The 14,612-nt window shown below is 50.7% G+C and carries 12 protein-coding genes; 7 read left to right on the top strand and 5 right to left on the bottom strand.

The window, feature by feature from the left end; all coding sequences use genetic code 11:
* Positions 1–356 precede the first annotated feature (356 nt).
* Together dxs and ACO0LN_RS06305 are read left to right on the top strand one after the other, a co-directional pair.
* Positions 357–2,198: a 1-deoxy-D-xylulose-5-phosphate synthase gene (gene dxs / locus ACO0LN_RS06310; protein WP_422972008.1), complete on the top strand. Its 1,842-nt coding sequence runs from the start codon at positions 357–359 to the stop codon at positions 2,196–2,198.
* Between the two features lie 162 nt (positions 2,199–2,360).
* Complete coding sequence (locus tag ACO0LN_RS06305) at positions 2,361–2,762, top strand: hypothetical protein (protein WP_422972006.1); 402 nt, start codon at positions 2,361–2,363, stop codon at positions 2,760–2,762.
* Positions 2,763–2,845: 83 nt separating this feature from the next.
* Here ACO0LN_RS06305 and ACO0LN_RS06300 read toward each other — a convergent pair whose 3' ends face one another.
* Together ACO0LN_RS06300 and ACO0LN_RS06295 are read right to left on the bottom strand one after the other, a co-directional pair.
* Positions 2,846–5,797, bottom strand: a complete 2,952-nt coding sequence (locus tag ACO0LN_RS06300) for a hypothetical protein (RefSeq protein WP_422972004.1) — start codon at positions 5,795–5,797, stop codon at positions 2,846–2,848.
* 218 nt (positions 5,798–6,015) lie between these two features.
* Positions 6,016–6,693: a hypothetical protein gene (locus ACO0LN_RS06295; protein WP_422972002.1), complete on the bottom strand. Its 678-nt coding sequence runs from the start codon at positions 6,691–6,693 to the stop codon at positions 6,016–6,018.
* 299 nt (positions 6,694–6,992) lie between these two features.
* Between ACO0LN_RS06295 and ACO0LN_RS06290 the strand changes: the two genes are divergently transcribed.
* Positions 6,993–7,553 carry a hypothetical protein gene (locus ACO0LN_RS06290; RefSeq protein WP_422972000.1) on the top strand — a complete coding sequence of 187 codons (561 nt, stop codon included), beginning with the start codon at positions 6,993–6,995 and terminating at the stop codon, positions 7,551–7,553.
* Between the two features lie 149 nt (positions 7,554–7,702).
* On the opposite strand, the gene ACO0LN_RS06285 is transcribed toward ACO0LN_RS06290, so the two are convergent.
* Positions 7,703–8,350 carry a DsbA family oxidoreductase gene (locus tag ACO0LN_RS06285; RefSeq protein WP_422971998.1) on the bottom strand — a complete coding sequence of 216 codons (648 nt, stop codon included), beginning with the start codon at positions 8,348–8,350 and terminating at the stop codon, positions 7,703–7,705.
* Positions 8,351–8,753: 403 nt separating this feature from the next.
* On the opposite strand from ACO0LN_RS06285, the gene ACO0LN_RS06280 reads away from it, so the two are divergent.
* Both ACO0LN_RS06280 and ACO0LN_RS06275 read left to right on the top strand, forming a co-directional pair.
* Positions 8,754–9,503, top strand: a complete 750-nt coding sequence (locus tag ACO0LN_RS06280) for an acetoacetate decarboxylase (protein ID WP_422971996.1) — start codon at positions 8,754–8,756, stop codon at positions 9,501–9,503.
* Positions 9,504–9,521: 18 nt separating this feature from the next.
* Positions 9,522–10,304 carry a 3-hydroxybutyrate dehydrogenase gene (locus tag ACO0LN_RS06275; RefSeq protein ID WP_422971994.1) on the top strand — a complete coding sequence of 261 codons (783 nt, stop codon included), beginning with the start codon at positions 9,522–9,524 and terminating at the stop codon, positions 10,302–10,304.
* A 124-nt stretch (positions 10,305–10,428) separates the two neighbouring features.
* Here the strand turns inward: ACO0LN_RS06275 and ACO0LN_RS06270 are convergent, their stop codons facing one another.
* Together ACO0LN_RS06270 and ACO0LN_RS06265 are read right to left on the bottom strand one after the other, a co-directional pair.
* Positions 10,429–11,382 (bottom strand): restriction endonuclease, encoded by a 954-nt coding sequence (locus ACO0LN_RS06270; RefSeq protein WP_422971992.1) that lies wholly within the window; start codon positions 11,380–11,382, stop codon positions 10,429–10,431.
* A 287-nt stretch (positions 11,383–11,669) separates the two neighbouring features.
* A complete protein-coding gene (locus tag ACO0LN_RS06265; RefSeq protein WP_422950709.1) occupies positions 11,670–12,221 on the bottom strand; it encodes a cob(I)yrinic acid a,c-diamide adenosyltransferase in 552 nt (183 codons plus the stop codon).
* Between the two features lie 177 nt (positions 12,222–12,398).
* Between ACO0LN_RS06265 and ACO0LN_RS06260 the strand changes: the two genes are divergently transcribed.
* Positions 12,399–12,953 (top strand): hypothetical protein, encoded by a 555-nt coding sequence (locus ACO0LN_RS06260; RefSeq protein WP_422971990.1) that lies wholly within the window; start codon positions 12,399–12,401, stop codon positions 12,951–12,953.
* Positions 12,954–13,106: 153 nt separating this feature from the next.
* Positions 13,107–14,531 carry an FAD-binding oxidoreductase gene (locus ACO0LN_RS06255; RefSeq protein WP_422971988.1) on the top strand — a complete coding sequence of 475 codons (1,425 nt, stop codon included), beginning with the start codon at positions 13,107–13,109 and terminating at the stop codon, positions 14,529–14,531.
* The last annotated feature ends 81 nt before the right edge of the window (positions 14,532–14,612 follow it).

Raw genomic sequence — 14,612 nt, 5'->3', positions numbered from 1 at the left:
CTGCCTGTGCATTGAGATTTTTGGTCGAAGAGCGGTGCGTCAAGACGCACCCTACGAAAAACGGCAGTAGTTTCAAGCTCATCCCGGCGCAAGCTGGAATCCATCTGCGCAAGATCCATTCACGCAGATGAACCGTGTGAAAAGCAGATTAAGTAGGGTGCGCCGTGCGCACCACAGCAGTAAAAATAGCAAAGCGAACAATAAATTTGGCAGAGAGTTTTGCCAAAGAATAGTAGTCAGACAGAAGTAAGCACGAACAGTAATGCAGCGCAGGTATGCGATAGCAGCTCTGGCAATCGGTCAGGTAAGTAATAGCCGATCATCAGGGGCGTTTAGCCAAGTAATGAAAAAGAACAATGACGACTTTATTAAACACCATTAATTCCCCCGCTGACCTGCGCAGCATGACGCGCAGCCAACTCAAGCCGCTGGCCGATGAATTGCGTCAGTATGTGCTTGACTCCGTTTCCAAGACGGGCGGCCATTTGTCGTCGAACCTGGGCACGGTGGAATTAACCATCGCCCTGCATTACGTCTTCAACACGCCAGAAGACAGGCTGGTATGGGATGTCGGCCATCAGACCTATCCACACAAGATTCTGACAGGCCGTCGTGACCAGATGCATAGCCTGCGTCAGTTGAATGGCATCTCCGGTTTCCCGCGTCGTACTGAAAGTGAATACGATACTTTTGGCACCGCGCACTCATCGACCTCGATTTCTGCCGCGCTGGGCATGGCACTGGCCGCCCGCACCAAGGGTGAAGACCGCCACGCTGTTGCCATCATCGGCGATGGCTCGATGACGGCGGGCATGGCTTTTGAAGCCATGAATAATGCTGGCGTACATGATGACATCAATCTGCTTGTCGTGCTGAATGACAATGACATGTCTATCTCGCCACCTGTGGGTGCACTAAACCGCTACCTGGCGCGCCTGATGTCAGGCAAGTTTTATGCGGCCGCACGCAATGTCGGCAAATCGGTCTTGCCATCACCTGTGCTGGAGCTCGCCAGGCGTTTTGAAGAACATGCGAAGGGCATGATAGTACCGGCCACCATGTTTGAAGAATTCGGTTTCAATTACATAGGCCCTATCGATGGCCATGATCTTGATTCGCTGATACCGACACTGCAAAACATCCGCAACCTCAAAGGCCCGCAGTTCCTGCACGTGGTTACAAAAAAAGGCCAGGGTTATAAACTGGCAGAAGCTGATCCAGTTCTGTACCACGGGCCCGGCAAGTTCAACCCGGCGGAAGGCATCAAGCCTGCAACAGCACCGGCCAAACAAAGCTATACCCAGGTATTTGGCAACTGGTTGTGCGATATGGCGACGGCGGATCAAAAACTCGTCGGCATTACACCCGCCATGCGCGAAGGCTCGGGCATGGTGGAATTTGAAAAACAATTCCCCAAGCGTTATTTCGATGTCGGCATCGCTGAACAGCATTCCGTGACCTTTGCCGCTGGCCTGGCTTGTGAAGGCTTGAAGCCTGTCGTCGCCATCTACTCCACCTTTTTGCAGCGTGCGTATGACCAGTTGATCCATGACGTCGCCCTGCAAAACCTGGACGTGACTTTTGCCCTTGACCGCGCTGGCCTGGTCGGCGCCGATGGTGCAACGCATGCCGGTAATTATGATCTGGCCTATCTGCGCTGCATCCCTAACATGGTGGTCATGGCCGCATCCGATGAAAACGAATGCCGTCAGATGCTGAGCACCGCCTATCAATACCCCGGCCCTGCCGCGGTACGTTACCCGCGCGGTGCTGGCATAGGCGTGCCAACAGGCAAAGACCTCGATACCATCCCCCTGGGCAAAGGCGAAATCAAACGCCAGGGCAAGCGTATTGCGATACTGGCATTTGGCTCTCTCGTGCACCCCGCACTGCAAGCGGCAGAACAACTAGATGCGACACTGGCGAATATGCGCTTCGTCAAACCGCTGGACGTGGAATTGCTCAAATCCCTGGCGGCCAGCCATGATGAACTGGTGACCGTCGAAGAAGGCTGCACCATGGGTGGCGCAGGTTCAGCCGTCGCTGAAGCACTTGCAGAGGCAGGTATCAACAAGCCCCTGCTGATACTGGGCCTGCCAGACCGCTTTGTCGATCACGGCGACCCCGGTTTGCTGCTGGCGCAATGCGGGCTGGATGCTGCGGGCATAGAAAAATCGATACGTGCAAGGTTCGATTAAAAAAGCCTGCAACGCTGATGCTCAATAACAAAAAGACTGCTGGCAAGCAGTCTTTTTCGCTAATGCTGGCATGACACTCACATTCACTACGCCCTGGAGAGCGAAGTAAATCAGGGTGCAGATATTATAGATAGAGCATCCTCAACACTGTAAGGAAATCCATTGAGACTATTGACTGACAAGGCAGGTTTTACTGCCACGCTTGAGTCCATTCATGGCGTAGATTCATTTTCCGGGCTACTGGAAGCAACACCTTTTCTGCTCAGAAAACTGCGTCAGGCGCGAATGCGCCGTACTACTGAGCAGCCAGGCCATCACTTCCCGGGCATGGATGACCTGACACAAGAGTTGCGGGATATGCCATCCGATTATCAGGTCTGGCCCGACAAGGAATATTGGTATGCAAAATTAGTCCGGTCGCCGGAATGGTCAGAAAATCGCAGGCTGTTTGTAGTTTTATACTGGTATCAGGAAGGCGACGATCCACTAAAAAGGCTGGAAGAAATTGTCTCGACAATCAACTTGGAACAATGCATGGCATATGAAGAATACTCTTACGATTAAATGGCCATAGTGCCCATAGTGCCCATAGTGCCCGCAGCATTGGATGTCAAATAATTACCCTCTTTATCCTTATACGCCCATCATCAGTCAAGATACTGTTTGTTTTTTGCCCGCAAAATTGTCTCAATCTCGGTTTTCAATACAGGTTTGGCATTTTCACCTTCAGGTCCGTTATCAGTCGTGATCGTATGCCGGGCCACTACTTGCAGATCATGCCAGCCATTTGTTGTGCCAGGTAGCACCACAATATCGCGTTCGACATTATCGGTAACGACCAGTTTATCGCCATAGGAACATGGTGGCCCATCTATCAGTCTCCAGCCAGCCATGGCCATATTTTTTAATACCGGGCGCAGCTTCTTGCCTTCTTCTATCATCAACATGAGAAAGTCGTCAATTCCACCATCAGCGCATTTGGGGCTATGGCCGATATTCATACGCACGCCAAGCGCCCGCAGGCCAGGTGCCAGATTATAGCGGGCAGTATCCAGACGCAGGCTGCCATCATAGATGCGGGTAATAGCATCCAGTTCAACTTCCTCGCGATACATTTGCAGCAGCTGTTGTTTGTTGGTGTTAATCACGGCCATGACAAATCCTTTGGCATCTTCACGCACCTCCCCTTTCTTGTTGCGTAAATCGTGGAACAGGGCGACAACAGTACGGTCTTCATGCAAAGGATGGGACTTGCAGACCAGGGCGATGAGATCGCCGTTTTCAGCATTTCGACTGAAGGCAAAATTGATATGCAATTTGTCTTCCAGCGTATCCGCAAGCAGGGCAACATTGCAGGTCTGAGGCTCAAGTCTCGCCTCTGCAATATATGCAACATGTGCAGCATCATCGACTGCGGCTTTTTTAACTGCTGGCTGCACAATTGTTTTTACAGCTGCGGCTTTTGGAGATCGGACGAAATAAGTCAGGCTGTCACCACTGACCTCACCCATGTCAGCCGATGTCGCACTGCAATCTGCGCGACGCTTTCTGTCGCTGGCATCACCAGCACAAAAATCGAACGCTTCAGCCCACCACTGTTCGAGATTACCATCACCGTCCAGATCGGACACCTGCGCGAGATTGTTTTGCCCCTGTCCACCACGAAAGCGCACAGGCACGCTAAAAGCTTTCATGCCGTCGGGCCCTGCGATAAAGAATAAATGTGTCGCTTGCTCATCGTTCAGGCTTAATTCCAGCATTCTGTTGGCATGCCTGGGGTGACGCCAGACCGCAGCTTCCTGCACTTTTACCTGACGGTTTTCAAGGTCAGCAGCAAGAATTTGCATGTCACTCAATGCTGCCCCACTCATACCATCCAGCAATTTAGCCAGCCAGCCGGATTGCGCTTGTGCTGCCTGCTTGACGGCACCACCGGTATCTGCAAGTGGCGGTACGCTGCTCTTCTTGTTGAACTGCTGAGCCTTGTCCAGCACCAGTTTACTGTGCGCAAGTTTGAGCGTAACGGTTTGCGGCTCGGATATCCATTTCTCGCATAATTCACGCAACCATACTGCGGGTGCTGGCTGGCTAAAACAGACGGTGCCATTTGATGTCAGCTTCTCCAATATCAACTCACGCAAGGCAGCGGATTCAGTATGGTTCAGGTAATCAATAAAGCGCCCACGCAGTTCAAGCGCAGATTCTGATTTTTCTGCTTTTTCTGACTGCGCTGCAGGCACTTTATCCTGCCTCAACCATTCCCAGTTTGGCGCCACACAGGATGAAGCTGGCTTATCAGCCAGATGCAGCAAAGCATATTCACTGCTCATGCCTGCACCTGCATGAGTCAACCATTGACTGATGAGACTGCAATCATCGCCAACTGGCTTGCCCATACGCTGCAACTCTGCCAGTACCGCATCCCAGAGTTGTGGTGAACGGTCAATGCGCTCTGCCACCACAGCCCAGGGATTAATAGCTTCATTGCGATAACCAATCTCATACAACTGGCTATTGTGTGCCATGGCCGGGATAGCGGCGATGCGCAGCGCCGTCATTTGCTGCAGGGTCGTTGTCAGTGCGTTTACAGGCCAGGCAGATGGCGCAGCCAGGACAGACTGGAGTTTGGCCCGCAGATAGGCTGCACGTCGCAGCACGTCATCAAATTGCGGCAGCCCATCTTCTCCGCGCTTGCCAGCTTTTTGAGTTGGCGAGCTTGCCTGGGATGTCACCGCAGGAGCATCCAGCGCCAGCTCAGCTTCCAGTGTTTGCATGGTCTTCGCCAGCACCGCATCGGCTGGTGCCAGGCTGGCCCACTGGCGCATCACCAGCACGCAATCATCAGGCCCGGTACCGTTGCAACGGCTGGCCGCCAGCAACTGCGTGAATTTTTGTACCAGTACCGGCACCACCTTGTCCGCAACTTTCTTTCTATCTTGCTGCTTCCTGGCGACTTCAGCATCAGTAAAAGCAGCCTGAAAACCAATGCGCTGCTGAATACAATGAGCAAAGTCATATTCTCGAACCGCAGAACTATTCGCTGCGCCTGGCATGAACAACAAATCCTGACCACGGCGGCGCATAAATGGATTGGCAGCAGGCCTGACCCAGGCGGATTGCGGCGTGCACTTCCACAGCGCGATGAAAGCGGCAGGCTCTGCATCCCAATCCTGATATGGGCCGAACAGACTGATCTTGCCAAAGAAACGCGGTTCTTTCATGGCACGTGCCGCCGCGAACTCGTCTGGAAACCATGCCTCCATTTTGCCAAGCACATCGGATGGTTTATTGAAATTCAATAGCTTGCCACGACCGGCAAAAATCAAACCATTTTCACGAATAATCGTGGGTTGCTGACTTAACTGCAGCGAGTTATAGAAGAGGTCGATACGCTCAGGGGTCGCTTCACGTACGACAAATTCAGGAATTTTACTTTCCCTGGTTTTCACCATGGCCTGAATTTCCTTCGCTATTGCGTTGCTACTGGCCTCATCCAGCGAAGCCGCCTGGACGCTACCCGTGAGCAAAAATAAAACCGGGAGAAAAGATAAAACAAAAATCCAGGAACGGGTTTGTATTTGCGTCAGCTGATGCATCATTGTGGGCCAGAGAGAAGTGAATCATTACAATACATCAAGTCTGGTACCCGGTACATCGCTGGTACCCGCTCTTTACAGAATTATGCGCAGGAGCACAAAAGCCAGATTAGCTTAGACTGTGCTTGCTAAAAAATGTGGCACATCTCCACCAGAACTCCCTACCCTGAGAAGAAAACCATGCCCGTCTTTGTTTGGCGCTACAAACGCAGGAAAGATTATTATTTCTGCCTGGTTTTACGGTAAACGCCCCTGAAACTGACGTTCATACCACCACAGACATTATTATCTTTAACGACCAGATAAGGGCCAAGCAAACTCAGTTCCAGTTTGCAGCCATCGTCTTCTGCACTGTCTTTCAACACAGCCTTATTGGCCTGTGGCGTCATCGTTCCGGATATGTCGCCGACATGGACATTGCCACCGCCGCCGTCCCACACGGCATTGCCGTCATAGCCTAGTGATTTTCCTTTTTTCTTGATATTCAGTTCGGCGTACTTATAGTAATTCCACTTGCCCAGCCAGTCTTCTGGCTTCGCCGCAGCAGCTTCTGCATGGCTTATTTTGTTCTGCAAGCTGTCCGCCCTGACCCAGCCCACGGTCTCACGTTTGGCACCGGGATACCAGGCGCATACCCAATCTCCCCTGCGCTGATTGCTGACCAACTCATCACCTGTCAGCACATAAGCCTTGGTCTTGCAGGCATCGCCCTTTTCTGGGCAGGACTTTTCATCCTTGTAGAAATACAGTTTTTGCTCTGCATCTGCCTTAACGCTGACCAATGCCAACTTGCTGTGATCTTCTGTAAAGGTATAAGAGTCGCATTTTGTCTCCTCAGCACTGGCGACAGAAGCAAGTGCCAATAGCAAGAATGGGGTAGTAACTGTGTGAAGTCGCATAATTTAAGTGAGTAAGTTGGCAGTGCCTGGTAAAGAACCTTGATACAAAAACAGAAAATCTTAGTCTTTGCATATAATACAAGAAGCAACATGTAAAAGAAACGCAGCTTAGGGATACAACAATGCGTACGGGCTACCATACATCGCCCAGCATTGCCGCTGATCGCCTGGTATTTGAACTGGGTGCACTACATCAATATAATCATTGCACCGCAGTTTTTACATGTGCAGTGTGTGGATAGAAAGCACGCAAATACTACACTGCCACAATACTCCAGGAATTTTTAAAGGAAACCAGTATGCAGATACACTCCAAACGGCTCTGGTCAGCCATCCTCCTGCTAGGTGCGCTGTCTTGCGGATACGCGCAAGCCGCAGATGCTGGGGGGCAGGTAGTGACGACAGATGACAAGCACGTCAAATTCTGGGCGGCAGGCACGCCAGAAAAAACCGAAGAAACCATGCCCGAGCGCAAGGGTGCACCCTACAAGCGCACCACTTACACGATGGAAGCTGGCGGCAGTACGCTCATGCTGGGTGTGCTGGAGTTTCGCCAGGACGATGGCTCGGCGCCAGGTTATGAAACCGCCTACCTGAACACCATGCTGGACAATATGCGCAGAAGCTTTGTTAACAAGTTTTTGCTGGATAGCGATGGCGGCTGGAAAGATATAGACCTGCCAAATTCAAACCTGAAAGGCAAGCAGGTAAAAGGCAGGCTTGAGAATCAGGATTTTGTTTTGCGCGCCTACGTTGCCCCACATACTATCTACATGCAGCAGGCAGGTCATGCGCCGCAAGACAAAAAGGCCGCAGAAGTGGCTGACAAGTTCTTGCAATCGCTGGAGATCACGCCTTAAGCAGGAGAGCGATGCAGCCTGGGAGTAGCCCCAGGCAAGCATTCAGCTATTCATCCCCCCGTAACTTCAAGGGTGATTGAATAGCCTTCAAAAAAAGCATGGGATTGCCCATGCTTTTTTCTCCTGCTGCAGTTTATTCCTGTTACAGCTTATTCCTGCGTCATGATCTGGCGCAGCGCCCGTTCAAATACTTCTGGCGGCTGGCCGCCTGAAATCAGGTGGCGCTCGTTGATGATAATCGCCGGTACCGAATTGATACCTTGCTGGTGATAGAAAGTCTCAGTCTCACGTACCTCTGCAGCATAAGCGTCAGACGCCAAAATGCGCGCAGCCTCTGCCGTGTCCAGCCCTACTTCACCCGCTACCCGCAGTAATGCCTCGTGCGAAGCCGGGCTTTCACCCTTGCTGAAATATAGTTCAAACAGCGCTACCTTCAAGGCATGTTGATGCCCCTGTGTTTCTGCCCAATGCAGCAGGCGGTGTGCATCAAAGGTATTATAAATACGGCTGCGCGTCGCCATATTGAACTCAAAACCCAGCTCTGCACCACGGGCCCGTATCATTTCGCGGTTCTTGATGGTCTGCTCCTGACTCGCGCCGTATTTCTCTGCCAGATGTTCTGCAATGTCCTGCCCTTCCGGCACCATCGTGGGATTTAATTCAAAGGGCTGGAAGTGCAAATCCACTTTGGCATCATCACCTATTTGATCAATTGCCTTTTCCAGTGATTTGAGACCAATGATGCACCAGGGGCATGACACGTCCGAAACGAAGTCGATTCTGATTTCTTTACTCATGATATTTCTTTCTGCTGTCAGGCTAGTAGGCTGTAACAGCTATCCAATTGATGGTGCGTCAAACCAGGGTCTTATGCACCGATATGCCAAGCTATATATGCACTTTACCAGTCAATTCAAGTGTCTGCTGCCGGAGCTATCGGACGCCGCTGCGCCCACCGCCTACAAATTGATACACATTAGTTTTCCTGGCAAATTAATATATATGCATTAAAAAACAGATAAGCCCACTTTTTTTATGTGCATATGGCTATATCTATAAATCTATGGGCATGACGATTACTTACCCCGGAGCACGAACTTACCGGACCATTACAGGGCCATAAGCGCAACACTGAGTCATCCTTGTAGTCTTCATTAACCGTCTGCATCCCCTCACCCACGCATTAGCCAAGGAAAAGAAATGACAGAAGATGAAATCCGCCGTAACGCCTTTGCAATGCCTTATTCCAACTCAGCCTTTCCACCCGGGCCTTATCGCTTTACCGACAGGGAATACCTGATCATCACCTACCGCACTGACCCTGAGCTGCTGGAAAAAATCATCCCCGCCCCTTTGAAGCTGGCAGAACCTGTCGTCAAGTTTGAGTTTATCAACATGCCAGACTCAACTGGCTTTGGGCATTATTGCGAATCCGGCCAGGTCATCCCGGTGACACTTGATGGTGTGCATGGTGCTTATGTGCACAGCATGTATCTGAATGATCATCCACCAATTGCGGCTGGACGTGAGTTGTGGGGCTTTCCTAAAAAACTCGGTGACCCCGAACTCAGGGTACACAAGGACACCCTGGTTGGCACACTGGATTACAGCGACTTTCGCATTGCCACCGGCACCATGGGTTTCAAGCATACCAAGCTTGATCATGCCGCCATCAAGGCTGGCATGGAACTCCCAACCTTTTTATTGAAAATCATCCCCCATGTCGATGGCACGCCGCGCATCTGCGAACTGGTCCAGTACCAGCTCACTGATGTCACCATCAAAGGTGCATGGGGTGGGCCGGGTGCGCTTGATTTGCATCCGCACGCGCTGGCCCCCATCGCTGGCTTGCCAGTGCTGGAAGTATTATCTGCTGTTCATATCCTTTCTGACCTGACTCTGCCCTACGGCACAGTTGCGTACGATTACCTCGCCACCACCAAGAAATAAGCAAATAAAGGAACTCACATGTTACTCAATAATAAAGTCGCCCTCATCACCGGTGCCGCCAGCGGCATAGGCAAAGAAATCGCCATCGAATACGCCAAACAAGGCGCAAAAATCGTCATCGCCGACATGGCCCTGGAAGCAGCACAAGCCACCGCCAAAGAAATCGAAGCATCCGGTGGTACCGCCATGGCAGTGGCGATGAATGTGACTGACGAAACACAGGTCGATAAAGGCGTCGCTGACGCAGTCGCTGCCTACGGCAACATCGATATCCTGATCAGCAATGCAGGCATACAAATCATCAGCCCGCTGGTTGACCTGAGTCTGGATAACTGGAAAAAAATGCTCGCTATCCATCTGGACGGCGCATTCCTGACCACTCGCGCCTGCATGCGTTCCATGATCGCTGGCGGCAAAGGCGGCAGTGTGATCTACATGGGCTCAGTCCACTCCCACGAAGCATCCCCACTGAAAGCCCCTTACGTCACAGCCAAGCATGGCCTGATCGGTCTGGCAAAAACCGTTGCCAAAGAAGGTGCCAAAAACAATATCCGCGCCAACGTCATCTGCCCCGGCTTTGTCCGTACCCCACTGGTCGATAAACAAATCCCGGAACAGGCAAAAGAACTCGGCATCACCGAAGCAGAAGTCATCAAGAATGTGATGCTGAAAGAAACCGTCGATGGCGAATTCACGACCGTACAAGACGTCGCCCAAACTGCGCTATTCCTCGCGGCCTTTGGCACCAATGCATTGACTGGCCAATCCATCACGGTTAGTCATGGGTGGCATATGCAGTAAGTTGGTTTGTGAAGTAAAACACTAGCACCTCTTACACCCAAAAACCCGCAGCGCTAAGTTGCGGTTTTTTAAAAAATTAATTTTTTCCAAAGCAATTGCGATGGTGTTTAAAGAGGGCAATTTACTAAACAACTATCAAGCCAAATTTGATAGCTTCAAGCGGAATTGAAAATTGATGCGGCCCCAGAATTTCAATATGTCTGATTTTTACTGTTCTACCAAAATCAAAATTGACGGATATAAATTGAGAGTTGGGAGGACATTCCAATGGAGAGAGATCAATGACAACAAAGACATTGTTTGAAGACTGCGTAATTTCAAAATCGCCAAATGCAACTTCCGCAATAGTCACTTCCCTTTGAGTAGTTTTAACGTGCGGCGCGTCATAGGCGACAACTGACGGTATTTGAAGATTTTGTATTATTTTTTTTGCAATTGCTCTAAATCTTATTTCTTCAATTGGTATTTCTGTAATAGCAAGTTTATGGGCTTTAAAGCTAGCGCTGAAACGGCATTTCTTATTAGTCGGAATTTTTGAAATTATTGCATCGGAAGCCATTTCAAATATGCCGTATAAAGTATTTGTGCATTCAAAGCTTTTTAATATGTTGTCAAGGGACGATGTATGTCCCAATACACTTTTTACAACAAAATTAATCTCCACCTCTGCGTACTCTAAGAATGTTAGAAGTACACTGGTATTCCGACCCCACTGTTGAATTTCTCGTTCACTAAGACTCTGCAAGTCTCGAAGTATTATTCCATACTGCTTTGCTTTTTGTTTTGCCCCCAACGTAAAACCAGAATTGGAAACCGCTATAACAGCATCTGCCTGTAAACTTAATCGCCGCCCCATTAGTTCTTCGATCCATTTTACGTCCTGAACTTTTTTATGAATTCTGCATTCAATTAAGGTCAAACTATCAATGCTCTTAACAGTGACATCAATTTGTCTTGTTTGATCTGGATTATCAGGATCAGGAAGTTTATCGTTCCAAGTTACTGTAGATCCACTACCCGCGAGAAGCGTATGAATTCGACATATTTTTTTTTCGAATTTATCAGAGTAGTTCGTCATCTCTTAATTCTGCCCCACGATCGCCGAATCAAACGATAACCATCAAGTTTTTGATTCTTGAGCGAATTTCTAGTCATCTAATCCAAGCCTAGATACTCAACTTATAGTTACCGTAATAAATTTGTGTATCGAAAATTGACCGTCTTTATATTTGCAACTCAATCAAGAAACCCTGAGTAAGTGTAGCGAGCGGCGCTAGTTTGGGTTAAGAAGCGCAGTCGTACTTTAGTACGGCGAGCATCGCAGGCCCAAAATCGCGTCGCGCAGTAGCTTAATCAGGGTTCCGACTAGCGTTGGCGCTCTTTCTCCCACAACACATCCGATCCCCCCGCATACCTATTCAACACCCGCGACAACACAAACAACAAATCCGACAAACGGTTCATATACTGTCTTGGTGCCTCATTGATAGCCTCGGCATTGCCTACGCTGACTATCGCGCGTTCTGCGCGGCGGCAGACGGTGCGGCAGACGTTGGCGATGGCGGCGGCGCGGGAGCCTCCGGGCAGGATGAAGTCTTTTAGCGGTGGCAGGTCTGCATTATATTTTTCCAGCAGCGCATCCAGCCTTTCTACCTGGGCATCGGTGATCATGGTGTAGCCGGGGATGCAGAGTTCGCCGCCCATGTCGAACAGGTCGTGCTGGATGGAAAACAATTCCTGCTTCATCTGCTCTGGCATGTCTTCACACAGCAGGACGCTGATCTGAGAATTGAGTTCGTCCACGTCACCCATGGCGTGCACGCGCAGGGCGTCTTTGGCGACGCGGCTGCCATCACCGAGGCCGGTCGTACCTTTGTCGCCGGTACGTGTTGCGATTTTTGAGAGTCGATTACCCATGGCAAATAAATTAAGTGAAAAATAAATAAGGAAGTGTGAAAGGATACGGCAAAATCTGCCCGAATACACTCTGAATACACCATCCTCTCCGCTGGCAGCGTGCACATCATAGCTGGTATTGGTGCTTGGACACCCGCCATGATTGCCCCGCTTGCCGCGTATCAATATAATCTCGCCATGACACTTACACAATTACTCAGCGCGATACGCGCCTCTTATGTTGCCGTGCTGACTGCTGCCATCAATCAGGATAATGCTCATGTCGAACCTGCTTACCGCAATGCCGATGGTGCACTCGCTCTGGAAGGCAATCCGGCCTTGCCCTGCCGGGCAGACTGGATACCGGTAGAGGGTGAATATGCCGGACAGTCACATACGGTGGATGCCAAAACCCAGCTGGAATTTGAACCCTTTGGCTTTAGCATGTCTGGTACCGAGGTAAGCATCACCCCATTTACCTGGGACTGGCTACCTTTGCAAATCAGTGGCCTTGCGCCTGATGTTGCAGCTACTACCCTGGCAGACTGGTTCATGGCCTGGTTTGATGTTGAGGATAACAATGTCAAAAATGCCGAGGGCCTGTATGGGGTCGTGCATTTCATGTCAGGCATTACACAGGAAGATGAAGCCCTGCAAGTCAGCATAGACCTGGGTTCTGTATCAGAGGCGGCACTGGAAGATTTGCTGTTCAAACTGGCTGATGCCAAAGCGCAGTCCATACAACTGGGCTGAAGCAGTGCAGCAGGGTTTTACTTGCCTTGCAGGCAATATTTGAACGCTGATTGCCGCTGGCAAATAAAATAAGGCAGGAAGTTGGAAAGCTTACGGCAAAATCTGGCCGGACACAGCATAATAGAGGGCACCACTATCTGTACGGACCGCATTATGAACCATCCTGCCATTTTGGCGAGTGTCAGAAAGCCCCTGCCCGCTGGCCTGCTGCATGCCTTGCAAGCCTTGCTGGAAGACCGTTGCAGCATCGCCCTGGCAGTGCGTGAGCATCATGGCCGCGATGAATCTTCGTATGACCCCATGCCGCCAGAGGCGGTGGTATTTGCCCAGAGCACCGAAGAGGTCGCCGAGATCGTCAGACTGTGCCATGCGCATGATGTGCCAGTGATACCCTACGGTGCCGGTTCTTCGCTGGAAGGCCATATCCTGGCCCTGCATGGCGGCGTGACGATAGACTTGTCACAGATGAACAAGATGGTGGCCGTGCATGCCGAGGATTTGACCGCTACCGTGCAGGCTGGCGTGACGCGCAAGCAATTGAATACCGAGATACGCGACACAGGCCTGTTCTTCCCGATAGACCCGGGTGCCGATGCCAGCCTCGGTGGCATGGCAGCCACGCGGGCATCCGGCACGAATGCGGTGCGCTATGGCACCATGCGTGAAAACGTTATGGCGCTGACGGTGGTGACTGCCGATGGCCGCATCATACGCACGGGTTCGCGCGCAAAAAAATCATCTGCCGGTTACGATCTGACGCGGGTGTTTGTTGGCAGTGAAGGCACGCTGGGCATTATCACAGAAGTTACCGTCAAACTTTATCCCTTGCCGGAAGCCATCTCGGCTGCGGTGTGCAGCTTCCCTGATAATGCCGATGCGGTGAATACCGTTATCCAGACCATACAGATGGGCGTGCCAATTGCGCGGGTAGAATTTCTGGATGCGAATGGTGTGCGTGCCATCAATGCACATGACAAGCTGAATTTGCCAGTCAAGCCCTTACTGCTGTTTGAATTTCATGGCACAGAACATGGCGTGAAAGAACAGGCGGAGCTGGTGCAAGAAATTGCAGCAGCCAATGGTGCCGGTGATTTTGAATGGGCCACCAGGCCAGAAGACCGCAGCCGCCTGTGGGCTGCGCGGCATAATGCCTATTTTGCGCTGCTACAATTACGGCCAGGTTCACGTTCTATTTCTACCGATTGCTGTGTGCCGATTTCACGCCTGGCTGAATGTATCAGCGAGACCCAGATCGATTGTGAAAACCATGGCATTACCTATTCCATCATCGGCCATGTTGGTGATGGTAATTTCCATGTACTGATGCTGGTAGATCCGGACAGCACTGATGAAATTGCAGTGGCAGAATCCATCAACCAGCGCATGGTGACGCGGGCGATTGCGATGGATGGTACCTGTACGGGCGAACATGGCGTGGGCATACACAAAATGGGATTTTTGATAGAAGAACATGGAGCAGATGCGATACACATGATGCGTATGCTCAAGCATGCATTTGATCCCAAGAATATTTTAAACCCGGGCAAAATTATTGCGTGGGATGAGGTTGAAGAATAAATCGAGACCGTATTCAATTTGGTAAAAACACTCACCACAGAGACACTGAGTCACAGAGTAAGCACAGAGTAAGCAAAGAGA

The organism is Undibacterium sp. TC9W, from assembly GCF_049339865.1.
Taxonomy (GTDB): Bacteria; Pseudomonadota; Gammaproteobacteria; order Burkholderiales; family Burkholderiaceae_D; genus Undibacterium.
This window is presented reverse-complemented; position numbering and strand designations above follow the sequence as displayed.

Excerpts from the sequence above, each read along its gene's own strand:
- dxs (WP_422972008.1), top strand. The coding sequence starts at position 357 with ATGACGACTTTATTAAACACCATTAATTCCCCCGCTGACCTGCGCAGC.
- ACO0LN_RS06300 (WP_422972004.1), bottom strand. The coding sequence starts at position 5,797 with ATGATGCATCAGCTGACGCAAATACAAACCCGTTCCTGGATTTTTGTT.
- ACO0LN_RS06295 (WP_422972002.1), bottom strand. The coding sequence starts at position 6,693 with ATGCGACTTCACACAGTTACTACCCCATTCTTGCTATTGGCACTTGCT.
- ACO0LN_RS06290 (WP_422972000.1), top strand. The coding sequence starts at position 6,993 with ATGCAGATACACTCCAAACGGCTCTGGTCAGCCATCCTCCTGCTAGGT.
- ACO0LN_RS06285 (WP_422971998.1), bottom strand. The coding sequence starts at position 8,350 with ATGAGTAAAGAAATCAGAATCGACTTCGTTTCGGACGTGTCATGCCCC.
- ACO0LN_RS06280 (WP_422971996.1), top strand. The coding sequence starts at position 8,754 with ATGACAGAAGATGAAATCCGCCGTAACGCCTTTGCAATGCCTTATTCC.
- ACO0LN_RS06275 (WP_422971994.1), top strand. The coding sequence starts at position 9,522 with ATGTTACTCAATAATAAAGTCGCCCTCATCACCGGTGCCGCCAGCGGC.
- ACO0LN_RS06270 (WP_422971992.1), bottom strand. The coding sequence starts at position 11,382 with ATGACGAACTACTCTGATAAATTCGAAAAAAAAATATGTCGAATTCAT.
- ACO0LN_RS06265 (WP_422950709.1), bottom strand. The coding sequence starts at position 12,221 with ATGGGTAATCGACTCTCAAAAATCGCAACACGTACCGGCGACAAAGGT.
- ACO0LN_RS06260 (WP_422971990.1), top strand. The coding sequence starts at position 12,399 with ATGACACTTACACAATTACTCAGCGCGATACGCGCCTCTTATGTTGCC.
- ACO0LN_RS06255 (WP_422971988.1), top strand. The coding sequence starts at position 13,107 with ATGAACCATCCTGCCATTTTGGCGAGTGTCAGAAAGCCCCTGCCCGCT.